This is a genomic window from Lacisediminihabitans sp. (assembly GCF_036569425.1).
GTDB lineage: Bacteria > Actinomycetota > Actinomycetes > Actinomycetales > Microbacteriaceae > Lacisediminihabitans.
This window is the reverse complement of sequence record NZ_DATCQQ010000084.1, coordinates 13,800-35,953: the sequence shown is the minus strand read 5'-3', so window position 1 is coordinate 35,953 and position 22,154 is coordinate 13,800. Positions and strand designations below refer to the sequence as shown.

18 protein-coding genes are annotated in these 22,154 nt (G+C 67.0%); 7 read left to right on the top strand and 11 right to left on the bottom strand.

What is annotated here, in order from left to right:
- Positions 1-421 (top strand): hypothetical protein (locus VIM54_RS14540; protein ID WP_331902391.1); only part of this gene is annotated, 421 nt, incomplete at its 5' end.
- Here the strand turns inward: VIM54_RS14540 and VIM54_RS14535 are convergent.
- The gene (locus tag VIM54_RS14535) at positions 418-1,620 is read right to left on the bottom strand and encodes a helix-turn-helix domain-containing protein (protein WP_331902390.1); all 1,203 of its coding nucleotides are present in this window, start codon (positions 1,618-1,620) and stop codon (positions 418-420) included. The genes VIM54_RS14540 and VIM54_RS14535 overlap by 4 nt on opposite strands.
- A gap of 168 nt (positions 1,621-1,788) precedes the next feature.
- Here VIM54_RS14535 and VIM54_RS14530 point away from each other — a divergent pair, with 168 nt between their 5' ends.
- Together VIM54_RS14530 and VIM54_RS14525 are read left to right on the top strand one after the other, a co-directional pair.
- Positions 1,789-3,570, top strand: a complete 1,782-nt coding sequence (locus tag VIM54_RS14530) for an aldehyde dehydrogenase family protein (RefSeq protein WP_331902389.1) — start codon at positions 1,789-1,791, stop codon at positions 3,568-3,570.
- The gene (locus VIM54_RS14525; protein WP_331902387.1) at positions 3,567-5,204 is read left to right on the top strand and encodes a GMC family oxidoreductase; all 1,638 of its coding nucleotides are present in this window, start codon (positions 3,567-3,569) and stop codon (positions 5,202-5,204) included. Before VIM54_RS14530 ends, VIM54_RS14525 begins: the two co-directional genes overlap by 4 nt.
- A 125-nt stretch (positions 5,205-5,329) precedes the next feature.
- Here the strand turns inward: VIM54_RS14525 and VIM54_RS14520 are convergent, their stop codons facing one another.
- From VIM54_RS14520 to VIM54_RS14510, 3 genes are read right to left on the bottom strand one after another with little or no spacing between them, the layout of a single operon-like run.
- Positions 5,330-6,184, bottom strand: a complete 855-nt coding sequence (locus tag VIM54_RS14520; RefSeq protein WP_331902385.1) for an ABC transporter permease — start codon at positions 6,182-6,184, stop codon at positions 5,330-5,332.
- Positions 6,174-7,151, bottom strand: coding sequence for an ABC transporter ATP-binding protein (locus VIM54_RS14515; RefSeq protein ID WP_331902383.1), 978 nt, complete (start codon positions 7,149-7,151; stop codon positions 6,174-6,176). Before VIM54_RS14515 ends, VIM54_RS14520 begins: the two co-directional genes overlap by 11 nt.
- Complete coding sequence (locus tag VIM54_RS14510; RefSeq protein WP_331902381.1) at positions 7,148-8,212, bottom strand: LolA family protein; 1,065 nt, start codon at positions 8,210-8,212, stop codon at positions 7,148-7,150. The genes VIM54_RS14515 and VIM54_RS14510 overlap by 4 nt, the downstream gene beginning before the upstream one ends.
- 298 nt (positions 8,213-8,510) lie before the next feature.
- Here VIM54_RS14510 and VIM54_RS14505 point away from each other — a divergent pair, with 298 nt between their 5' ends.
- Complete coding sequence (locus VIM54_RS14505; RefSeq protein ID WP_331902379.1) at positions 8,511-9,011, top strand: hypothetical protein; 501 nt, start codon at positions 8,511-8,513, stop codon at positions 9,009-9,011.
- Positions 9,012-9,237: 226 nt separating this feature from the next.
- Here the strand turns inward: VIM54_RS14505 and pflA are convergent, their stop codons facing one another.
- From pflA to VIM54_RS14475, 5 genes are all read right to left on the bottom strand, one after another.
- Positions 9,238-10,179 (bottom strand): pyruvate formate-lyase-activating protein, encoded by a 942-nt coding sequence (gene pflA, locus VIM54_RS14495; RefSeq protein WP_331902377.1) that lies wholly within the window; start codon positions 10,177-10,179, stop codon positions 9,238-9,240.
- A complete protein-coding gene (gene pflB, locus VIM54_RS14490; RefSeq protein ID WP_331902375.1) occupies positions 10,145-12,421 on the bottom strand; it encodes a formate C-acetyltransferase in 2,277 nt (758 codons plus the stop codon). Before pflB ends, pflA begins: the two co-directional genes overlap by 35 nt.
- Positions 12,422-12,665: 244 nt before the next feature.
- A complete protein-coding gene (locus VIM54_RS14485) occupies positions 12,666-13,445 on the bottom strand; it encodes an ice-binding family protein (RefSeq protein WP_331902373.1) in 780 nt (259 codons plus the stop codon).
- A gap of 490 nt (positions 13,446-13,935) precedes the next feature.
- Entirely contained in the window at positions 13,936-14,667 is a 732-nt protein-coding gene (locus VIM54_RS14480; RefSeq protein WP_331902372.1) for an alpha/beta hydrolase, read from the bottom strand.
- A gap of 51 nt (positions 14,668-14,718) precedes the next feature.
- The gene (locus VIM54_RS14475) at positions 14,719-16,608 is read right to left on the bottom strand and encodes an FAD-binding monooxygenase (RefSeq protein ID WP_331902371.1); all 1,890 of its coding nucleotides are present in this window, start codon (positions 16,606-16,608) and stop codon (positions 14,719-14,721) included.
- Positions 16,609-16,694: 86 nt separating this feature from the next.
- Here VIM54_RS14475 and VIM54_RS14470 point away from each other — a divergent pair, with 86 nt between their 5' ends.
- Positions 16,695-17,375: an IclR family transcriptional regulator gene (locus VIM54_RS14470; RefSeq protein WP_331902370.1), complete on the top strand. Its 681-nt coding sequence runs from the start codon at positions 16,695-16,697 to the stop codon at positions 17,373-17,375.
- A gap of 76 nt (positions 17,376-17,451) precedes the next feature.
- Positions 17,452-18,891: an NAD-dependent succinate-semialdehyde dehydrogenase gene (locus VIM54_RS14465; RefSeq protein ID WP_331902368.1), complete on the top strand. Its 1,440-nt coding sequence runs from the start codon at positions 17,452-17,454 to the stop codon at positions 18,889-18,891.
- A gap of 7 nt (positions 18,892-18,898) precedes the next feature.
- Here VIM54_RS14465 and VIM54_RS14460 read toward each other — a convergent pair whose 3' ends face one another.
- Both VIM54_RS14460 and VIM54_RS14455 read right to left on the bottom strand, forming a co-directional pair.
- Positions 18,899-19,288 (bottom strand): nuclear transport factor 2 family protein, encoded by a 390-nt coding sequence (locus VIM54_RS14460; protein WP_331902366.1) that lies wholly within the window; start codon positions 19,286-19,288, stop codon positions 18,899-18,901.
- Between the two features lie 32 nt (positions 19,289-19,320).
- Positions 19,321-20,439: a zinc-dependent alcohol dehydrogenase gene (locus VIM54_RS14455; protein ID WP_331902364.1), complete on the bottom strand. Its 1,119-nt coding sequence runs from the start codon at positions 20,437-20,439 to the stop codon at positions 19,321-19,323.
- Between the two features lie 188 nt (positions 20,440-20,627).
- Here VIM54_RS14455 and VIM54_RS14450 point away from each other — a divergent pair, with 188 nt between their 5' ends.
- Complete coding sequence (locus tag VIM54_RS14450) at positions 20,628-22,145, top strand: GMC family oxidoreductase (protein WP_331902362.1); 1,518 nt, start codon at positions 20,628-20,630, stop codon at positions 22,143-22,145.
- The last annotated feature ends 9 nt before the right edge of the window (positions 22,146-22,154 follow it).

The window sequence follows — 22,154 nt, the reverse complement described above, 5'->3', positions numbered from 1 at the left end:
GCCTCCCCCGATGCCGACGGATGCCGCGGTGGAGGCGTTCGTGCACGCGGCGGGGCACGACGTGCTCGGCGACCTCGTCTCGCTCATGGCGGCGGCGATCGCCGACCGCGAGCCGGATCGGGACCTGCTCCGCAGCCGCCGGGTGCTAATCCAGCGCACGCCCGAGCTGATGAACCGCGAGGTCGCGCGGATCACGGAGCTGCAGAACGGGCTCGTCGCGATCGTGCTGGCCCGCCTCCGGGGGAGCGGACGCGCCGACTCGAGCGACCTCACCGAGGAGGCCCGGATGATCGTGGTGCTGGCGGGGAGCGTCATGCGCTATTGCCTGGAGCAGTACTTCAGCGGCACCGTCACCGGCAGCCCGCGCGAGGTGCTCGAGAACGCCCTCGCGCTCGTGCGCCGCATCACGAGCGGTTCCTAACGGGCCGTGCCACCCAGCCGCACTGCCCGCAGAGCCACGTAGAGTTCGGCCGCCTCGGCCGGACGGGCGACCGACCGGCCGGTGAGGTCCGCGATGCGACCGAGACGGTAGAGCACCGTGTTGCGATGGCAGTGCAGCGCCCGCCCGGCGTCGTTCGTCGATCCGTCGGCGGCAAACCAGGCCTCGAGCGTGTCGAGTAGCACCGGGCCGTCCTGCAGCTGCGCCGAGAGAATCGGCCCGAGCACCTCGCTCTGCACCTCGGCGGCGATCCCCGGCTGCGCCACGAGCAGCAGGTCGACGGGCGCGGAACCGTAGCGGTGCACGCCGACTCCCCCGCGGGCGATGCACTCGATGGAACTCCTCGCCTGCGCCACGGCATCCGGAGCGGCCGACAGCTGGCCGAATGACCGGCTGATCCCCAGCCGGGAAGTGGCGACGGAGCAGATCCGCTCGACGGTCGGTTCGAGAGCTTCGCCGCCCTCGGCCGCCAACAGGCCAACAAACTCACCCTTCCAGGTGGTCCAGGCGGAGGCGATGCCCACGTCGCGCAGCAGCCGCGGCACGGTCGGCACTGGGTCGTCCCCCGAGGTCTTGCGCTCGGCCGCGACGACCAGGTAGCGGGCGTGCTCTGGCAGGTCGAGGGCCCGGAGAAGACCGCCCACTTCGCCCGGGGCCGCACTGCCGTCGAGCAGGCTCAGCACCATCACGCTCCTGGCCTGCTGGTCCCTCCTGTCGCGCTCGTCGATGAAGAGCCGATAGGCGTCCGCGGCGGCGCTGGAGAATCGGTCGATGATCCCCCACACCTCACTCGACACGCGCAGCAGCGCCTCCGCACGCTCCGGGGTGCCCGACCGCAGGATCATTTCGTCCCAGAGTTGCAGGCCGGCCAGCCGGTAGGCGTGCAGCAGGCTCGCCATGGGGATGCCGTGCTCGGCCTTGACCCGACCGGCCCGGCGCGCGGCGTCCAGGGAGTGGCTGCGACCGGTGAGCGCGTCGAGCAGCGCGGCGATGTTCTCGCTGACGATGGAGTGCAGGAGCTCCCGCGAGAGGGGGCTCTCGGTGTACGCCTCCTCGCCGGCCATGATCTGGTCGACGACCCCGTCGGTGAGGGCCTCCACCGAGTCGCGCAGTTCCACGAAGAAGTTGGCTGAGGCGTGCGGCCCGGGGGACGGCCGGGATCCCCGTTGATCGATCGACATGGCGCGAGACTAGCCCGATCCTGTGCGCCGGCACAACCGCGGATCGACAATCGGCGGCCCGCGCCTATTCTGCTCTCCCCCGTTCTCGGTGATACTGGAGGTATCATTCCCGAACGTCGCGCGTTGACGCTGTGCCCGGGAACAATCGGCAGCGATCGAGGGAGATTGATGACCATGCCAGACGCGACGCCACAGGCCGGATCGACGGCCAGGGTCGAACCCACGCCGGACGTCGCCGAGAGCGACGACCGCCTCCACGGCGAGCTGGACACCGTGATCGCGGAACTCGCCGTCGGCGAATCCCGCTGGGCGAAGACCGGCCTCCCCGAACGCATCGCCTGGCTCGAGGAGGTGTCGACGGCCGTCACGAAGGAGGCCGAACACTGGGTGCGCGTGGCCGGCGAGGTGAAAAGGCTCGATCCGGCATCCTCCCTCATGGGCGAGGAATGGATCTCCGGCCCGTACGTGATCCTCACCTCCCTCACCGCCCTCAAACACAGCCTTGCCGCCATCGCCCACGGAGAGAGCCCGGTCGCCGAGCGCACGCTCGGCAGCGCTCCCGGCGGGCGGGTGACGGTGCCGGTGCTACCCTCCTCGCCGTACGAGGCCCTGCTGCTGCACGGCTTCACGGGAGAGGTGTGGATGAAGCCGGGCATCACCGCCGAGACGGTGCGCGCCTCGGCGGGGCTCGGCGCCCTCGACCCCACCGCCACCGGCGGGGTCGGCCTCGTGCTGGGCGCCGGCAACATCACCTCGATCCCGCCGCTCGACGTGCTCTACGAGCTCATCGCCCACAACCGGGTCGCGCTGCTCAAGCTCAATCCGGTGATGGATGCGATGCTGCCGGTCTACACGGCGGCCTTCGCGCCACTCATCCGGGCCGGGGTGCTGCGCATCGTGACCGGCGGCGGGGAGGTCGGCGGCTATCTCGCCCACCACCCGGGGATCTCGCACGTGCACATCACGGGAAGCGCCGCGACCCACGACGTGATCGTCTGGGGAGCCGGCGAGGAGGGTCGGTTGCGCAAGTCCACCGGCGTGCCCCTGCTCGCCAAACCGATCACGAGCGAGCTCGGCGGGGTCGCCCCCATCATCGTGCTGCCGGGCACTTGGAGTGCCCGGGACCTGCGATTCCAGGCCGAGCACATCGCGACGCAGAGGCTGCACAACGGAGGCTACAACTGCATCGCCGGCCAGATCGTGGTGCTGAGCTCCGATTGGTCACAGCGGGCCGCGTTCCTCGAGCAGCTGCGCATCGCCCTCGCCACCGCCCCGGCGCGTTCGCCCTGGTACCCGGGCAGCGACTCCCGCGTGGCGCAGGCCAGCGCCGACTATCCCCAGGCCGAGCGCCTGGGCCCGGCGGGCAGCACGCGCCTTCTGGTGGACGTGCGCTCGGATGCCGATGCCTCCGCCCTGCAGACCACCGAATACTTCTCGCCGGTGCTCGGGGTGATCGAGCTGCCCGGAAGCGGGCAGTCGTTCCTCGACACCGCCGTGGAGACGGTCAACCGCGACTTCGTGGGCACACTCGGTGCGAACATCATCGGCATGCCGAGCACCATCTCGTCGCTCGGCGGCGGGTTCGACGAGGCCCTCGCCCGCCTCGAGTACGGCACGATCGCCATCAACGCGTGGACGGGCGTCGGGTTCCTCACCGCCGCAGCCCCGTGGGGAGCGTTCCCCGGCCACACCCTCGACAACGTGCAGAGCGGCATCGAGGTCGTGCACAACGCCTTCCTGCTCGCGGACACGGAGCGCACCATCATCCGCGGACCGTTCCGCCCGTTCCCCCGCTCGGTTCTGCACGGTGAATTCGCGCTCTTCCCCAAGCCGCCGTGGTTCGTCTCGGCGCGCAGCGCGAAGGCGACGGGCAAGAAGCTCTTCGAGTTCGCGGCCCATCCGTCGTGGGGCAGGATGCCCGGGGTGTTCGCGGCGGCGTTCCGCGCGTGAACGGGGCAGCGCAGCGCGGCGAGACCTTCGACTATGTGATCGTCGGCGCCGGGGCATCCGGGGCGGCCCTCGCCGGCCGGCTGAGCACCGACCCCTCTGTCTCGGTGCTGCTGCTCGAGGCAGGAGGCCCAGACAAGAAGACCGAGATCCACATCCCGGCCGCGTTCTCCGCCCTGTTCCGCTCTGCTGCGGACTGGGACTACGACACGGTGCCGCAGGAACAGTTGGGCGGCCGCACCGTCTACTGGCCCCGAGGCAAGGTGCTCGGAGGGTCGTCGTCCATGAACGCCATGATGTGGGTGCGCGGCTTCGCCGCCGACTACGACGGCTGGGCGAAGGTCGCCGGTTCTTCGTGGTCGTACGATGCCCTGCTGCCGTATTTCCGGCGGATCGAGCGGGTGCAGGGCAACGCCGACCCCGACCAGGGGTCCTCGGGCACGATGAGCATCGAGGCGCAGCGCAGCCCGCGCTCGCACACCGCCACCTTCCTCGTCGCGGCCCGCGAGGCGGGCTACGCGGTGGTACCGCCGAACACCGCGACCCCGGACGGCTTCAGCCAGACGATGGTGAGCCAGGTGCGCGGATCGCGCTTCAGCACCGTCGACGGCTACCTCGCGCCGGCGAGGGGCCGCCGCAATCTCACCGTGCGCACGAACGCGCAGGCCACCCGCGTGCTCTTCGACGGCACGCGGGCGGTGGGGGTCGAACACGTCGCGGACGGCGGTCGTGCCCGGGTGTTCGCGCGCCGCGAGGTGGTGCTGTGCGGCGGCGCGGTCAACACCCCGCAGCTGCTCATGCTCTCCGGCATCGGAAGGGCCGAACGGCTGAGGGAACTCGGCATCGACGTGCTCGTCGACTCCGCCGAGGTGGGGTCGAACCTGCGCGACCACGTGCTCTCCGGCCTCATCGCCGAGACCGCCGGCGACACGCTCTACACCGCGAAGAAGCCGTTGCAGGTGCTCGACTACCTGGTGCGCCGTCGCGGGATGCTCACCTCGAACGTCGCCGAGGCGTACGGCTTCGTGCGCACGAACCCGCGCCTCGCCCTGCCGGACATCGAGATCATCTTCGCTCCGGTCGCCTACGTCGGCGAGGGCCTCGTTCCCACACCGGCCCATGCCCTCACCATCGGGGCCATCCTGCTTCAACCCGAGAGCACCGGGGTCGTCGACCTGGCCTCGAGCGATCCGCTCGCCAAGCCGCTCATCGATCCGCGCTACCTCTCGGATGCCGCCGGCCGCGACCGCGAGACGCTGATGGCCGGGCTCGCCATCTGCGAGGGCCTGCTGCAGCAGCCGGCGCTGCGCGCGGTGAGCGGCCCGCACTTCCTGATGCCGGAGGGCGCAGATGCGATGACCCCGGCGGCCAGGGACGCGATCGCGATCGAACGCCACGCCCACACCCTGTACCACCCCGTCGGCACGGCGCGGATGGGGTCGGATGCCGGCTCTGTCGTGGACGAGCAGCTGCGGGTGCGCGGCGTGGATGGCCTCCGCGTGGCCGACGCGTCTGTCATGCCCATGATCATCCGCGGCCACACCAACGCCCCGTCGATCGTGATCGGCGAGCGGGCGGCCGACCTGCTCGCGGAGTCCTGGGCCGGCAGCACCGCGACCGCGATGGCGCGCGCCTAGCCGCCCTCAGACCAGGGGCACTCCCGTCGATGGGGCCATAGCGTGCAATCCGGGCCGACGCGTTGGCCCGGATTGCACGCATTGGCCCCGGCTGGGCCGCGGGAGGGGCCGCGGGAGGGGGCCGCTCAGGACAGGATGTCCTTGCTGCTGAACCGCCCGTAGGCGAGAGCCGCGAAGACGAGCACATAGGCGGCCTGCAGGATGGTGTTGTTGCCGAAGGAGTCCCACGAGATCGGCTGGCGCAGAAGGTCGCCGAACCCCAGCCAGTAGTGGCTGAACAGCCAGGGATGCAGCCAGTCCAGTTGCGGCAGCGAGTCGAGCACCTGCGACACGACGGCGAGCACGATGGTGGACGCCATCGCCCCGACCGGCACGTCGGTGAGGGTGGAGATGAAGAGCCCGATCGCGGAGAGCCCGATGAGCGACACCGAGATGTACGCCGCGACGAGCAGCGATCGGAGCAAGGATTCGCCGACGCTGATCGTGTCGCCGGAGAGCAGCGTCACCGGGCCGACCGGGAACAGGGCGATTCCGATGGCGGCACCGGCGACGGCGACGGCGAGCGTGGCAGCGACGCAGAACACCACGGCCGCGGCGAACTTCACGAGCAGAAGTCGAACGCGTCCGGCGGGCGCCACGAGCAGGTAGCGCAGGGTCCCGGCGCTCGCTTCGCCCGCGATGGTGTCGCCGGCGACGACGCCGACGGTGAGCGGCAGGAAGAGCGGCACGCACACGATGAGGCCGACGGCTCCCACGAACAGGCCGTTCTGGGTGATCTGGTCGAGGAATGCGGGCCCGCGGCCGGGCGGCGGGGTGGCCGAGGAGAGCCGCACGGCGAGCGCGATGAGGATCGGCACCGCCGCGAGGGCGAGCAGCATCGCCCAGGTGCGGCGCCGCCGGAACAGCACCGAGAGTTCGGAAGCGAGCAGCGCCCAGCCGACCGATGGCCGGCTGCGCAGGAGTTGGCCGCTACTGGGCAATGTCGAACCCCTCACCGGTGAGTGCCACGAAGCGGTCCTCGAGGCTCGCCCGCTCGATCGAGAAGCCGCGAACCCGCACGCCGTCCGCCACGAGGGCCGCAACGATCGAATCGGGATCGGCCAGCTCGTCGGTCAGCGGCGCCGTGACGGTCGCCGCCGCGGCCGCGGCGTCGGGTTCGTCGACGGTGGCCGGCGACAGCCCGAGCCGCTCGAGCACTCGAGCCGCGGCATCCGGGTCCGGCGTGAGCACGCGCACGTGCGGCTCGCCCACTCGTCGAAGCTCGTCGAGCGTGCCCTGGGCCACCAGGTTGCCCACGCTCATCACGGCGGCATGGGTGCAGATTTGCTCGATCTCGGCGAGCAGATGGCTCGACACGAACACGGTGGTGCCCTCGGCGGCGAGCGAACGCACGAGGCTGCGCACCTCGCGCGTGCCCTGCGGGTCGAGTCCGTTGGTCGGTTCGTCGAGCACGAGGAGCTCGCGCGGGGTGAGCAGGGCATTCGCTATTCCGAGCCGCTGCTTCATTCCGAGTGAGTACGCGTGCACCTTCTTGCGCGCGGCGTGGCCGAGCCCCACCCGCTCGAGTGCGCCCTCGACCCGTGCACGCCGGGTGGCGGACGGCGCGCAGCGGTCGGCCGTGTCCAGCCGATTCAGATTGGCCGCGCCCGAGAGGTACGGATAGAAGCCCGGGCCCTCCACGAGCGCGCCGACGCGCGGCAGCACGTCGCGCAGGTCCCTCGGCATGTCGTGGCCGAGCAGGCGCACCGTGCCGCTCGTGGGCACGGCTAGGCCCAACAGCATCCGGATGGTGGTGGTCTTGCCTGACCCGTTGGGGCCGAGGAAGCCGAACACCGCGCCCCGGGGCACGTTCAGGTCGATGCCATTCACCGCCGTGTAGCTTCCGAAACGCTTGGTCAGCCCGTGCGTTTCGATCGCCGGTTCGCCGGTGGCGGCATCGCCCGTCACGGAGCCGCGGCCACAGCCTGGAGACGCTCGACCGGAACGGAGCCGGCGAACACGCGCCCGTCGTTGGTGACGAACACGTTGACCAGCGCGGTGTGGAAGAGGTGCCCACCGGTCACCGCAGTGGTGAGCTTGCCGAACAGGGGCGAACTCGTGAGCTTCGCGGTCTCGGTGCCGGCCGGCATCGAGAGCACCGAATCCCAGCCACTGCCGATCACGCTGGGCTTGACCGCGCCGGACTCCGGCCTGAGCGGCTTCGTCGCGCCCTGGTGGGTCGGCATCGCCTGTTCCTTCACCTTCGCCCCGGCGGGCGGCGTGAACGAGAACACGTCGGCGGACGGCGCCGCGAGCGTGAGGGACGAGAACGCGACGCTGAACGCCGGATCCTTTTGTCCACGCGCGGCGAGTTCGACGCTCAGCGGGAGCCCGGTCTCGGAGTCGACCGCGATCGAGACGGAGCCGATGAGGGTGTCGGTCGCGCGCGGCGTGAGCACGAGGTCGTACGCCGTGCGGCCGGCGACGCGGGTGTCGTTGCCCACGCTGACCGTGGTCGTCGAGTCGACCGCGGCGAGCAGCTTCGTGGCCAGCTCGCCCGGCGTCTTCGCCTCACCGGTCGTCGACCCCGGGCGCTTGTTGGTCTGCGCCGGCAGCGTGGAGTGGATGGCGGTGTTGTCGCGGGAGCTGTACAGCCACACGTCGCTGCCGTTGCGAATCACGTCGCGCTCCGCGAGCTTGTCCATCACCTGCGCCCGCGCCTTGGTCGGTCCGTCGAGATAGACCCGCGCGGTATAGGAACTCGACAGCAGGCTGAGGGCGGATGACGCGACCGAGTCGGATCCGGTTCCGGTCGTCGGCAGCTGCGGCAGTCCGAGATTGGAGGTCTGTTCGATCGTGCCGGAGAGCGACGCGACGTGGCTCTGGGCGAGGAGGGCGAGCACCTGCTGCGGAGTCTTCGCCGGCAGATCGACGGCGGCGCTCGCGGTGAGAGGAACGGCGATCGCCGCGGAGGCGATCACAGCGGCGACGACGCCGGCGGGAACCCATCTCTTCCAGGCCCGATTCATGACAGACACCCTTTCGGTGCGGCACGACGGCCACACGTAGTGCAGAAATTACTCCCGATTGCTCACAATTTGCTGGGCACAATGGCCCGCTCCCCGCGACATCCCCAGCGACTAGATTCGGCCGCTCACCGAGTCCCCGGAGAAGCGAATAACACGACGCGAGAACACGTCAATCGATCACCTGACGCCTCGGCCGCTGAACCGTGGGGGCGCCCGTCTCGTCGTAACGGTAGCGGTCCATTTCCGCCGATGCGATTGCGTTCTTGCGTGACGCACCCCATTCCAGAAGGAACTCATCGTGAATACAAGAACCACTTCCAGCCTTCTCGGCGCGGCGCTGGTGGCGCTGGCCCTGGCCGGGTGCGCGTCGTCCGGCACGTCGTCTGGCGCCTACGGATCCGGGCCGTCGTCCCCGTCGCCGGCCACCGCAAGCGCCGACGTCGCCGTCGGCACTACCACTCTCGGCAAGGTCATCGTGGACGGCAAGAGCATGACGGCCTACCTGTTCGACAAGGACACTCCCAATTCCGGGTCGAGCGCCTGCACCGGGCAGTGCGCCACGCTCTGGCCGGCGATCACCTCGAAGTCAGCGACCCCGCAGGTCAGCGGAATCACCGGAAAGGTCGGAACGATCACCGGCGTCGACGGCGGCAAGCAGGTGACGGTGAATGGGCGACCGATCTACACCTTCGCCCAGGACAAGGCCCCGGGGGACATCAACGGACAGGGGGTGGGCGGCATCTGGTACGTCGTGTCGCCGGCCGGTGACGAGATCAAGTCCGCCAAGTCGGGGTACTGATCGAGCGATCCGTTCAGAGCGAATCCCGGCGCTCGCGCCTGGCCGCCGCGAGCGCCACCTTTTTCGCCGCTGCGGCCGAGGCCAAGGCCGGCTGCCCCGTGAGCAAGGCGCTCACCGGTGCCGAGATCACCCTGGATGCGCAGCTGGAAAGCTAGGTCGTCCGGCCCGGGCGCTCGCTCGCCGAGTCGCTCGGGCCCCAGCGGACGCCGATACACGACAGTGAGGCTCAGTACACGGTGAGGCCGTGTGAACGGAACTGTTCGCGGACGCGATCCTGAAGGCCCTCATCCGGCGGCTGAACGTCTCGCAGGCGGTACGGCAGGCCAAGACGCTCCCACTTGCTCTTGCCCATTTGGTGGAAGGGCAGCACCTCGACGCGCTCGACGTTTCCCCACCGGGCGACGATCTTCGCGACCGCCTCGACGTTGTCTGGCGCGTCCGTGAGACCGGGAACGAGCACGAATCGAATCCAGACGGCGACCCCGGCCTCATCCAGCCTGTCCCCGAAGGCGATCGTCGGCGCCAGCTCGCCCCCCGTGACCTCGTGGTACGTCTCGGGGATACCGGACTTGACGTCTAGCAGCACGAGATCCGTGTTCTCGAGGAGCTGGTCCGAGGCCTTCCTGCCCAGGAATCCCGACGTGTCCAGCGCCGTGTGGATGCCGGCCGCGCGGCACTCCGCGAAGACGCGCCGGACGAATGCCGGCTGCATGAGCGGTTCACCGCCCGAGATCGTCAGCCCGCCGCCGGTCGCCTCGAACACCTCCCGGTAGTGGTGCACCCGATCCATCACCTCGTCGATTCGCGTGAGCTTTCCGTCGCGCAGGCGCCACGTGTCCGGGTTCTGGCAGTACTGGCAGCGCAACGGGCATCCGTTGAGGAAGAGCGTCATCCGCGTGCCAGGCCCGTCCACCGCCGTCACCAGCTCCCACGAGTGCACGCTCGCGAGGGAACCCGTGCGGATGCCCTCCAACTCCTCGTGCCGAATCGAAGCGACAAGCCGCGCGTGCGCCTCGGCGTCGTCGCCTGGGTGTTCGAGGGCGACGACCGGGCAGGCGAGAGTCGGATACCCGGTTGCCTGGTTACCGAGGGAGGGAGTACCGAGAAAGACGGCGGCCACGTCGTGCGCCGGCTCAGACGCCGGTATGGAAGGTGCGGCTGATGACATCCAGCTGCTGCTCCCTGGTCAGGCGAACGAAGTTGACGGCATAGCCCGAGACGCGGATGGTCAGCTGCGGATACTTCTCGGGGTGTTCCATGGCGTCGACGAGGGTCTCGCGATTCAGGACGTTCACGTTGAGGTGGTAGCCATGGGCCTCAGTGAAGGCGTCGATCAGACCGACGAGGTTGGTGACCTGTTCGTCCGTGGTGTGGCCGAGGCCGCTCGGCACGATGCTGGTCGTCAGGGAGATGCCGTCCTGCGCTGAGGCGTACGGGATCTTGGCGACGCTGAGCGCCGACGCCAGCATGCCGTGGGTGTCCCGACCGTTCATGGGATTGGCCCCTGGCGCGAACGGGGTTCCGCCGCGGCGACCGTCCGGCGTGTTGCCGGTCGCCTTGCCGTAGACGACGTTGGAGGTGATGGTGAGCACGGACTGGGTGTGCACGGCGTTGCGGTAGGTGGGGTGCTCGCGCAGCATCTCCATGAATCGGGTGGTGATCATCGTGGCGATGGTGTCCACTCGGTCGTCGTCGTTGCCGAACGCCGGGTACTCGCCGTCGATCGTGTAGTCGACGGCGAGACCGGACTCGTCGCGTATCGGGCGCACCGTCGCGTATTTGATGGCGGACAGCGAGTCCGCCGCGACGCTCAGCCCGGCGATTCCGCAGGCCATCGTGCGCAGCACCTTCTGGTCGTGCAGAGCCATTTCGAGGCGCTCGTATGCGTACTTGTCGTGCATGTAGTGGATGCAGTTCAGCGCGTCGACGTAGGTTGCGGCGAGCCAGCCGAGCAGCCCCTGGTACGCGGCCCACACGGCGTCGTAGTCGAGGACATCCCCGGTGATCGGGTCGGACACGGGCGCGATCTGCTCGCCCGAGACCTCATCCCGCCCGCCGTTGATCGCGTAGAGCAGCGCCTTGGCGACGTTGACGCGAGCACCGAAGAACTGCATCTGCTTGCCCACCTGCATGGGCGAGACACAGCAGGCGATCGCCGCATCGTCGCCCCAGGCGCCCCGGATGAGTTCATCGGATTCGTACTGGATGGCGGACGTGTCGATCGACACTCGGGCGCAGAAACGCTTGAACCCGTCGGGCAGCCTGTCGCTCCACAGCACCGTGAGGTTCGGCTCCGGCGCCGGGCCGAGGTTGTACAGGGTCTGCAGAAACCGAAACGCCGTCCTGGTGACGAGAGTGCGGCCGTCTTCCCCGATCCCGCCGATCGACTCGGTGACCCAGGTGGGGTCGCCGGAGTACAGCGAGTCGTATTCCGGCGTGCGCAGGAATCGCACGATCCGCAGCTTGATGACGAGATCGTCGACGAGTTCCTGGGCGGACTCCTCGGTGAGGACGCCCGCGGCGAGGTCACGCTCCAGATAGATGTCGAGGAACGCCGTGTTGCGGCCGAACGACATCGCCGCGCCGTTCTGTTCCTTCACCGCGCCCAGGTAGGCGAAGTACAGCCACTGCACCGCCTCGCGGGCGTTCTCGGCCGGGCGCGAGATGTCGTACCCGTAGGACGCCGCCATCTGCACGAGCTCCTTCAACGCCCGGATCTGCTCAGCGTTCTCCTCCCGGTCGCGGATGACCTCCTCCGTGGAGAAGTGCGTGTCGAGTTCGGCGCGATCGAGCTTCTTCGCCGCGATCAGGGCGTCGACGCCGTACAACGCGACCCGACGATAGTCGCCGATGATGCGGCCCCTGCCGTAGGCGTCGGGCAGCCCGGTGATGATGCGACTGTGCCGCGCCCGCTTGACCGCCGGAGGATAGACGTCGAAGACGCCATCGTTGTGGGTCTTGCGGTACTTCGTGAAGATCGTCTCCAGCTCGGTCGAGACCTCGTAGCCGTACGTCTCGAGCGAGGTCGCGACCGTGCGCCACCCGCCGAACGGCATGATCGCCCGCTTGAGTGGGGCATCCGTCTGCAGGCCGACGATGAGTTCGTTGTTCCTGTCGATGTACCCGGGTCGGTGTGCCGTGATGAGGGCCGGTGTCGTCGCGTCGACGTCGTAGACGCCCTTCGCCCGCTCCTCGGGGAACATGGCCGTCAGCCTGTGCCAGATTCCCAGGGTGCGCGTGGTCGGCCCGGAGAGGAATGAGTCGTCGCGGTCATAGGGTGTGTAATTTCGCTGGATGAAGTCGCGCACGTCGATCCCGTCGCACCAGGCACCGGAAACAAAGCCGCGCCACGCCCCGTTCGAGTCGTCCTGTTCGAGAGCGGTCTGCTGCACCTTGTCAACGATGGTCACGGGGCGTGCCTTTCTGGGAATCCCACCGCCAGCCCTCTTCTTGTCACGGGTCTGACGCGCGGTCATCGAGACCGTCAACTCCAGCTTCGGGCGTGGGAATCACCGACGTCAGGGCCAAAAGGCCCGCGCGCGCCGGATGCCGGGTCGCCGCCGTGCGGGGCGTTCGCGCGCCGCCAGAATCGCATCGGGCCCGGAGGAACGACAGACGTCGCCCACCCCGGCCCGATCCTGGCCAGCGGAGCGCCTACTTCGCCGGCTCGGTGACCGTGTTGCTTTGCAGGGTGACCGCGGTTTGCGCCAGCAGGCGGCCGTTGATCGACGCGCCGGTCTTCAGGGCGACCATGGTCTTGCTCAGGATGGTGCCCTCGAAGTGCGCCGTGGTGCCGAGGGACACGGCGCCGGCAGTCTGCCAGAACACGTTCTTCGCCTGAACCCCGCCCACGAGGGTCACGGACTTGGCCGACGCCTCGGAAAGGTTGCCGGAGATCTGGAAGATGAAGACGTCGTTCGGTCCGCCAGACAGCACGACGTCGTTGGAGATGGAGACGCCGGTGTTCCACTTGTACAGTCCCGGAAGCAGGGTGAGCCCGCCGATTTCACCGGCTCCCAGGTTGACGAAGTCGGGGTTCGGGCGCCCGGCGGCGTCGGTGTAGGCGATTCCCATGTCGCCGACGGCGGTCGAGAGCAGCGTGGCATCGGTCACCTTGCAGGCCGGGCCGGCCGCGTCGACCGAGAAGATCGTGCCGGTCACCTCCGGGCAGCTCAGCAGAGTGGCGGCACCGGTGATCGGGCTCGCCCCCACGTTGCCCGTGACGGCGGATGAGGGGACATCCGTCACCCCGGTCTTCGACAGGATGGCGAACGTGCCGGCGACGCCGAGAGCCACAGGCGCCTGGGGCAGCGGGTCCGCGACGGCCACTCCGCCGACGCCGACGCTGCATACTCCGACCACTGCGACGGACAGCAGGGCGGCCAGAAGTCGTTTGTGCGCGGTGGATGAACGCTGGAATTTGGTCATGGTCATTTCCCTCTCTAAGTATCCGCAGAGTGCGGATCTGGGGCAGGGCCGCAGTGGGTGCGGTCCCCGATGCTGCACACCGGGTTTCTGGCGCTGGCCAGGTTCGCCCCTGGCGTCGTTCACCCAAAAAAGGAGAGCCCCCGGTCCCACGAACAACAGACGTCCACCACGCACACATTTGCACGCCCCACGGGACCGGTTCCAACGAATCAAATCTGTCTACCCCCACCGTAGGGGGTGCTGCACGTGACCCCGGCAAGGCCAGATGTCATGTTCCCAACCGGAGTGTGGCCATTGGGTTACGCCCAGCTCTTCAGACAGGGCGCCTTCAATCTTCCGGCTCGGTCACCGTCCGATATGCCGATGCTGGGCCAACTGCCCCGGAGGGCATCTCCGATGGGCAAATCTCGTGGCGCCGCCGTCGTTTGGGACGCAGTGTCGCCGGGGTCCTTCGGCCAGCAACGAACCGCGTCAAAGGTTTTGTGAACTATGGCTTCTAGCCGTTGGCGCTTAGGTCGCCATTGGATCTGGACAGTGCGATTAGTTCGAGAAGGTCAGCAAACGCGGACGGGTCTTCCTGGAACGGCGTGTGGCCGTAGGGGATCCGCACAACATCTGCCGTAGCACGGGCAGCGAGAAACTCCTGAAACGCAGGGGGCAGCACGTGGTCGCGCTCAGTCAAGATGTACGTGGTTGGCTTCTCACGCCATGCAACGCGCGTCACTGGTTCGGTGAGGGAGCTCAGCGATTGAGGCTGGAACAGGTCGGCGAGTTGCTGTGCGAGCGGTGCGGCCTCGGGCGGGAGATCCGCCGCGATCATCGCGACACGCTCATCGCGGCTGCGGCCCATCGAGACCTGGCCGTCGGCGATACCCCACCACTCTGGTGTTGGACCCCCAAGGGAGCCTGCCGCGGTTTCGCCTTCGTCAAGCGCGAACGCGGCCACGTATACGATCCGTTCAACTTTGTCATGCGCGCCAGCTTCCGTTACCGGAATCCCGCCGTACGAGTGGCCCACGAGTACCACTGGTTCGGTGGACGACTCGATTGCTGCCGTGATTGCCGCCGCATCCTCAGCTATCCCAGTTGTCGAATTTATTGACGGAAGTGACAGCGCGTCGGCCGCCCATCCCCGCTCGCGAAGAACGGCGACCAGCGGATCGAATTCCCACGGACCAACCCAAGCGCCGTGCACGAGTAGGAGTCGGGGTTTGCTCGGGGCGTTCATTGTTGACCATCCTTTTGGTAGTGCCGATGTAAGGCGATTGCGTTGCCAATTTCAGTGCAGTGTCAATGCCGTACTGAGGGGTGCGAAGAAGTCCCCGAGTTCATTGGTTGCTGAAAGCGGCATTACGGCTGCGACGTATTGGTCAGGGCGCACGACCACCACAACACCATCGCGGTCGATCCCCCGCGCCGCGAAGATGTCGTTGTATGGATCGGCGGCATAGACCTTCTCAAGGTCAACGAGCTGAAACTCTCCGACGCGCGGTCGGAAGATTCGCGGCACCGCGGCAATGTCGACCTGCGTGTGATCCTGCTGAAAAATCACCTTGACATCGAACCAGTCGTCGACATCGGCGGTCGCGGGAGTTGCGGTAACCGGCGATGCAGGCGACTCCAACATCCAGTCGGAGAATGTCCGAAGGCGGGCGATGCCGTCCGTGTCCGTTGGAGCGAAGACGTAGATGCGCCAACGCCCATCGGCGGTTGCCTGATGGCCCAGATGCAGATCGTTGCCATCGCAGACCCGCCGCACCGTGGCGGACTTGAAGCGCTTCCCAACCGGAAATCCGTCCGCGAGCGATTGATGCGAGCGATCGGCGACGACAATCGAGGGCGCATACTCGGTCATGAAACCGGCGGGAAACTCGGCGGTCCGCACATAGAAGTCTTCGAGCTCGGTCGGGTCGGCGAGGTCCTCCGGCTTGGTAGCCATGAGCGATGACCACTCCTTGTCGAAATCGATAAGGTTCTTCGCGATCACCTGCCGCTCGGCCGAGTAGGTCGCGAGCAGGGATTCGGGGCTCCGGCCCTCCAGCACGTGGCCGATCTTCCAGCCGAGATTGAAGCCATCCTGCATCGAGACATTCATCCCCTGGCCGGCTTTTGCACTGTGCGTGTGGCAGGCATCTCCCGCGATGAACACGCGGGGGGAGCGGATGCCCTGGTCTTCGACGCGGACGTCGTCAAAGCGTGAGGTCAGACGGTGCCCAACCTCGTACACACTGTTCCACGCGACGTTCTTCACGTCGACGCGGTAGGGGTGCATGATCTCGTTCGCTTTCTCGATGACCTGGTCGATGGAGGTGGATCGAACGCTCGTCTCCGCTCCAGCCTGCACCTCGCCCAGGTCGACATACATGCGGAACAGGTGACCGCCCTCACGCGGGATCAGCAGAATGCTCCCGGGGCTCGACTGGATGGCACATTTTGTGCGAATGTCCGGGAAGTCCGTGTCGGCGAGAACGTCCATGACGCCCCAGGCGTGGTTTGCCTGATCGCCAGCCAGTGTGCAGCCGATCGCGTCGCGCACTTTGCTTCGCGCGCCGTCTGCGCCGAGGACATACTTGGCTCGCACGATTCGCGACTCGCCCACGTGCTCGCCGGCGCTGCGCACGAGTGTGACGGCGACCGGATAGTCGTCGCCGTCCGAGACTTCGAGACTGTCGAACTCCCAGCCGTAGTCCGGGGTCATCCGAGTGGGTGAGTGCGCCATCACCTCGGCGAAGTAGTCGAGAACGCGCGCCTGGTTCACGAGGAGGTGCGGAAACTCGCTCACTCCGGTTGCGTCATCGATGGCGCGCGCGGTGCGGATGATGTTCGACGGGTTGGACGGGTCGGGCTTCCAGAACGCCATCTCCGTGATGCGGTAGGCCTCCGCCGTGATGCGGTCGGCGAACCCAAACGCCTGGAATGTCTCGACGCTTCGCGCCTGGATGCCGTCGGCTTGTCCGATCTCGAGCCTTCCGGCTCGGCGATCAACGATGCGGGTCGTAATGCCGGGAAACTGCGAAAGCTGCGCTGCGGTGATCATCCCCGCGGGGCCGGTACCCACGATCAGAACGTCGACGACGTCCGGGAGCTCCTCAGGGCGGTTGATCCCGACCCCTGCTACTGGCTGGATGGTCGGATCTCCCGAGACGTAACCGTTGTGGTGAAACTGCACGTCTGCTCCTCACGTCGATGTGGGTAATTGGTGTTCTATAATCGAACAGGCAATTCTAATAACGATCAGACGATAGGCGGCTCGGCATGGAATCGCAAGCCCAAACTTTGGCCAGGGGCCTCCGCATCCTCGATATTCTTGCCGAGGCAGGCCAGCCGCTGACTATTGCAGCGGTTTCGGAGGCGCTGGGCGTTCACCGGTCGATCGGGTATCGGTTGGTGCGCACCCTCGAGGACGGCGCTCTTGTGATTCGCGATCCGGCGGGCGCACTCGTGCTCGGACCGCACCTTGCAACGCTCGCGCGCAGTGTGGCCCCCCGCCTGCAATCGGATGCGCAATCCGTACTCCAGACGCTGGCCGACGAACTCGCCATGACCGCATTCCTCGTGGTGCTCGATCGCATGGAGTGCGTGACCCTGGTCACCGTCGAACCGCGGGATGCCGTTGCATCGATCGCGCAACGGCCGGGCTCGCGCCACTCGATGCAGGTCGGCGCGCCGGGCATCGCCATCCAGTCACTGCTCACGTCGGCGGATCGCGCGGCGATGGGACTCGACGGTCCAGAACCCCATGAAGTTACGCAGGCTCGCCTCGACGGCGTTGCGTCCTCACATGGCGAGGTTATTACTGGCGTCACATCCGTCGCCGCGCCGATCAGGGGCTCGGTCCGGGCGGCTGTCGCCGTTCTCTATGTAACCAGCGACAACCCCCGCGTCGCGGTGGAGGTGCAACGTGCCGCCGCCGCACTCACGCAATCCAATCGGTGACGCCGAGAGTCCGCGGTTGCATTCCAGAGAGAAAGATCGTATATCTTATTGGATACATTGATCAGACAAGGATGTCATGGATACCAAGCCCCTCATCGCCGACCTCTTCATCGCTGGCGCATGGCGGGAGGGTAGCTCCGGCGACCGCTTCCCGGTCATCGACCCGGCCGACGGAAGCGTCATCGCACAGTTCGCCGTAGCGTCCGAGCAGGACTGCCTCGACGCCGTGAATGCCGCCGAACAAGCGGCTCCGGGATGGGCGGCCACGTCGCCACGCACGCGCGGCGAAATCCTGCGAAGCGCGTTCGAGATTCTCACGCGCGAGAAGGAAGCATTCGCGGAGATCATGGTGCGCGAGAACGGCAAGGCGTGGGGCGATGCGATGGCGGAGGCCGGCTACTCCACCGAGTTCTTCCGATGGTTCGCCGAAGAGGCCGTGCGGATACCGGGCGAGTTTCGTCTCGCGCCGGGCGGGGACAAGCGCATCATCGTGACGCACGAGCCGATCGGGGTTTCCCTCTTGATCACGCCGTGGAACTTCCCGGCGGCCATGGCCACCCGAAAGCTGGCCCCGGCGCTAGCCGCGGGGTGCACCGTTGTGCTCAAACCTGCCTCGGAAACCCCTCTGACCGCGGCGTACGTTGTCGACGTGCTCCGCCGCGCGGGTCTTCCCGCCGGCGTCGTGAACCTTGTGACGCCCGTACCAACGGGGCCCGCGGTCACTGCAATGCTGCGCCATGGTGCAGTGCGCAAGCTGTCGTTCACAGGATCGACGGAAGTGGGTAGAGTGCTGCTCGCTCAGGCGTCCGAATCGATCATCAATACCTCGATGGAGCTCGGCGGAAACGCGCCGCTCATCGTCCTGAAGGGGGCGGACCTGGACGTGGCACTCGAGGGGACGATGGCGGCGAAGATGCGCAACGGTGGTTCTGCGTGCACTTCGGCCAACAGAATCTACGTGCATCGCAGCCTGCATGACGCGTTTGTCGAGGAGCTGCGCACAAGGCTGGCCGCGATGACGACGGGACCCGGACTAGTTCGCGAGAACAAATTGGGGGCACTCGTGTCCGTGAAGGAGCGGGACAAGGTCGCCGCGCTGGTCGACCAGGCCGTGTCCGAGGGCGCGCAGGTTGCGCTCGGCGGCCGGGCGATCCCAGGCAGCGGGGCCTTCTACCCGCCGACGCTTCTCACGGGCGTCGAACACGGCACAACAATTACCCGCACCGAGATCTTCGGACCCGTAGCCGTCGTCGTGCCCTTTGACGAGATCGATGAGGTAGTTGAGATGGCCAACGACACGGACTTCGGCCTCATTGCATACGTCTTCGGCGAGGACGGCGAAGCTCTACGGGTTGCGCAGCGCATCCAGGCCGGCATGGTGGGCGTCAATCGTGGCGTGCTCAGTGATCCCGCCGCACCGTTCGGCGGGATGAAGCAGTCGGGGCTTGGTCGCGAAGGAGGCTCCCACGGCATCCTCGAGTTTCTCGAGGAGAAGTACATCGCAACGTCGGCCTGACCGACTCCTACGACATAGCGGCGAGTACCTCGGCGGTGTCCGTGATCTGCTCGAACCGAATCGCCTTACCGCCCGCGAGACGCCAAATATGCGCGACCCTCGCCTCGAAGGACTTGCCCGTCTCGCGGTAGGTCCCCGAGTAGATGCCAAGACCAATCACGGTGTCGCCCGCGTCGATGAGTTCGTCGATGGCGACGGTATATCCGTCCCAGTCACGCTGCAGCGCACCAAACACGTGTTCGGCGACCGACGACGGCCCGATGTACGTGCCCGCGAGCGGAAACCCTGCGGCCTCGGTCCAGATAATGTCGTCGGCGAACGGAGCGAGCATTCCCGCCAGATCACCCGCATCTCCTGCGGCGTAGTGGGCTTCGATGATGTCTTTGTTGGAACTCATGATGTGCTCTCTTCTCGGTGTGATGGATGCGATTAGTCCGAAAGAACCAATACGGCCTTGATGACGTCGTCCCGCTTGCCGCGCACAAGCTCGTACGCATCCCGAACGTTTTCGAGCGGGAAACGATGGGTCACAAGTTCAGCGAAGGGGAATGCCCCTTCGACAAGCGCGGCGATGGATGGCTCATAGCCACCAGCCGAGAGGAACGACGGAAGTACGTCGATCTCTCTGGTGAGCAGGTCACGGTCCGAACCGAATGTCACGTCGGCGGTCCAGCCGCAGGCGCCGGCGAGCACGACCCGACCTCCACGCCGCACGAGCGTCACAGCCTGCGATTGCGCGGCTGGCACTCCGGCGACCTCGATCACGACATCGGCAAGGCCGCCGATGGCTGCGGCGATTGCGCGCTGCAGATCGGGAGTTGTGCGCGAGTTGATCGCGACATCCGCGCCGAACCGGGTCGAGAGTTCGAGGCGATGGTCGCGAGTACCCACCATCGTCACATGGCTGGCGCCCGCGATCTTGGCTGCGGCAGAGGTCAACAGTCCGACCGGTCCAGGGCCGATGATCACCACACGATCGCCCGGACCGACCCTTCCGCGATGGATGGTGCGGAACGCGACTGCGAGAGGCTCCACGAGGGCCGCGGTGTCCCACGGCAGTTCGCTCGGCATCCGGTGGACGATCGCTTCGGCTGGTACCCACAGATAGTCGGCATAGCCACCCCATAGACCCGGGTGGCTGGTGCGCGGGATGTTAACGCCGTACTCACGCCCCGGTCCGGCGAGTGTTGCCGGATCGTCGCGTTCGCAAATGTTGTAGCGACCCTCGAGGCACCGTGCACAGGTCCCGCACGGCAGTTGCATCTCGACGGCGATTCGATCTCCGACGGCCAGGTGGCGGTCGGCGGCGGCAGTCGCGCCGATGGCGGCCACCTCGCCGACAAACTCGTGCCCGGGAACGAGCGGAAAGGGGTCACCAATGTGACCGTCAAGAAGGTGCAGGTCCGTGGCGCAGATGCCCACCCGCCGTACCCGCATGACGAGGTCGCCTGGCCCCGGGGGTGGAACATCGACCGTGCCCACTTCGATCGAGCCCGCTGCTGGGAAGATCACCTGGCGTGAACGTCCAAGTACATCGTCGATCGGCATCGTCGCCCCTTCGCAGGCGGGAAATTTCCGACCGGATGGTCGGTTCACCCAGCATCGCGACGGTACGGTCCCGGGTGGTTGTCGAACGATGAACGTCCATTGACTGTGAGCGAATGGTCGTCGTATCGCCTAGTGCGTTCGTTCCGGACGTGTCACTGTCGTAGGAGTCATCGAGGAGGAGACACACTATGGGCGAGCGTCCGGACGTCATCATTGTCGGAGCCGGATCGGCGGGGTCAGTTATTACTCGGCGTCTCATCGACGCCGGTAAGCGCGTGCTGTTGCTGGAGGCCGGCGGCACGGATGTGAACCCGGCAATCCAGGACCCTGCGCGGCTCGGTGAGATCTGGCACAGTCCGGATGACTGGGACTACTTCACGGTCCCCCAGTCCCACGCCGCAGATCGCCGACTGCACCTTCCCCGAGGAAAAGTACTCGGCGGCTCTCATTCGTTGAACGCGATGATCTACGTGCGGTGTGCGCCCCAGGACTACGACCACTGGGCGTCTCTCGGCAATCCGGGTTGGGGTTGGGCAGACGTGCTGCCGATCTTCAAGAAGATCGAAAACTACGACGGACCGGCATCCGATTTGCGCGGCACAGAGGGCCTGCTGGATGTAACCGTCGACTACCCACTCAACCCGATTCAGCAATCGATCATCGATGCTGCCGTGGAGATCGGCCTCGAGAACAACCCCGACTACAACGGCGACCACCTTGATGGTGTCTCGAGGCAACAGCTCAACGTGCGCAATGGGGAGCGGTTGAGCACGTGGCGCGCGTACGTGGCCCCGATTGTCGATTCCCCGCTCTTGACAGTCGTAACCGGGGCGTGGGTGCACAGGCTGATCATTGACGGAACCCGTGTTACCGGTGTGGAGTACGAGACTCAGGGGACAGTCACGACTGTGGAGTCCGATCAGGTCGTCCTGACGGCGGGCGCGATCGACTCCCCACGTATCCTGCTGCGGTCGGGCATCGGCCCGTCGGAGGATCTCGAAAAACTCGGGTTCGACGTTGTCGTCGACCTACCCGGCGTCGGAAAGAACCTGCATGACCATCTGCTCTCCCCCGTGATCTTTGCGACCGACAAGCGAGAGATCGCCCCTCCGATTCCGGGCACTGGCATCACCCAGAGCCACCTGTTCTGGAAGAGCAAGCCGGACCTCGAGGTGCCCGACACGCAGCCCATCCATTTCAGCGTGCCGATGTACGAGTCATGGATGGAGGGCCCGGCCTCTGGCTTCACGCTGATGGGCGGAATCGTCTCACCACAGAGTCGAGGAACGCTGACGCTCGCGAGTGCCGACCCGCACGCAGAGATACTGATCGATATCAATGCCCTCGCCGAGGAAGCAGACCTGCTCGCGCTCGAGGCGAGCGTTCGCCAGGTGCGCGAGATCGGCAAAGCGCCGGCGCTGGCCGCCGAGTGGGGCGCCCGGGAAATCTACCCGGGGCCAGACGTCGATGACGATGCGTCCTTGCGCGACTACGTGCGCCGAACTGCGATCACGTATCACCACCAGGTCGGCACCTGCAAGATGGGCGTCGACGAGTTGGCGGTCGTAGACCCCACCCTGCGGGTTCGCGGCGTTGAGGGCCTGATGGTCGCGGATGCCTCGATCATGCCCAGGGTCACGACCGGCAACACCAACGCTCCGGTCATCATGATCGGCGAGAAGGCGGCGGAGTTTCTACTCGGCTGAATCGACGAA

Bases quoted from the DNA above. Each gene is read 5' to 3' on its own strand.
- VIM54_RS14535 (WP_331902390.1), bottom strand. From the start codon at position 1,620: ATGTCGATCGATCAACGGGGATCCCGGCCGTCCCCCGGGCCGCACGCC.
- VIM54_RS14530 (WP_331902389.1), top strand. From the start codon at position 1,789: ATGACCATGCCAGACGCGACGCCACAGGCCGGATCGACGGCCAGGGTC.
- VIM54_RS14510 (WP_331902381.1), bottom strand. From the start codon at position 8,212: ATGAATCGGGCCTGGAAGAGATGGGTTCCCGCCGGCGTCGTCGCCGCT.
- pflA (WP_331902377.1), bottom strand. From the start codon at position 10,179: ATGTCATCAGCCGCACCTTCCATACCGGCGTCTGAGCCGGCGCACGAC.
- VIM54_RS14485 (WP_331902373.1), bottom strand. From the start codon at position 13,445: ATGACCATGACCAAATTCCAGCGTTCATCCACCGCGCACAAACGACTT.
- VIM54_RS14480 (WP_331902372.1), bottom strand. From the start codon at position 14,667: ATGAACGCCCCGAGCAAACCCCGACTCCTACTCGTGCACGGCGCTTGG.
- VIM54_RS14470 (WP_331902370.1), top strand. From the start codon at position 16,695: ATGGAATCGCAAGCCCAAACTTTGGCCAGGGGCCTCCGCATCCTCGAT.
- VIM54_RS14465 (WP_331902368.1), top strand. From the start codon at position 17,452: ATGGATACCAAGCCCCTCATCGCCGACCTCTTCATCGCTGGCGCATGG.
- VIM54_RS14460 (WP_331902366.1), bottom strand. From the start codon at position 19,288: ATGAGTTCCAACAAAGACATCATCGAAGCCCACTACGCCGCAGGAGAT.
- VIM54_RS14455 (WP_331902364.1), bottom strand. From the start codon at position 20,439: ATGCCGATCGACGATGTACTTGGACGTTCACGCCAGGTGATCTTCCCA.
- VIM54_RS14450 (WP_331902362.1), top strand. From the start codon at position 20,628: ATGGGCGAGCGTCCGGACGTCATCATTGTCGGAGCCGGATCGGCGGGG.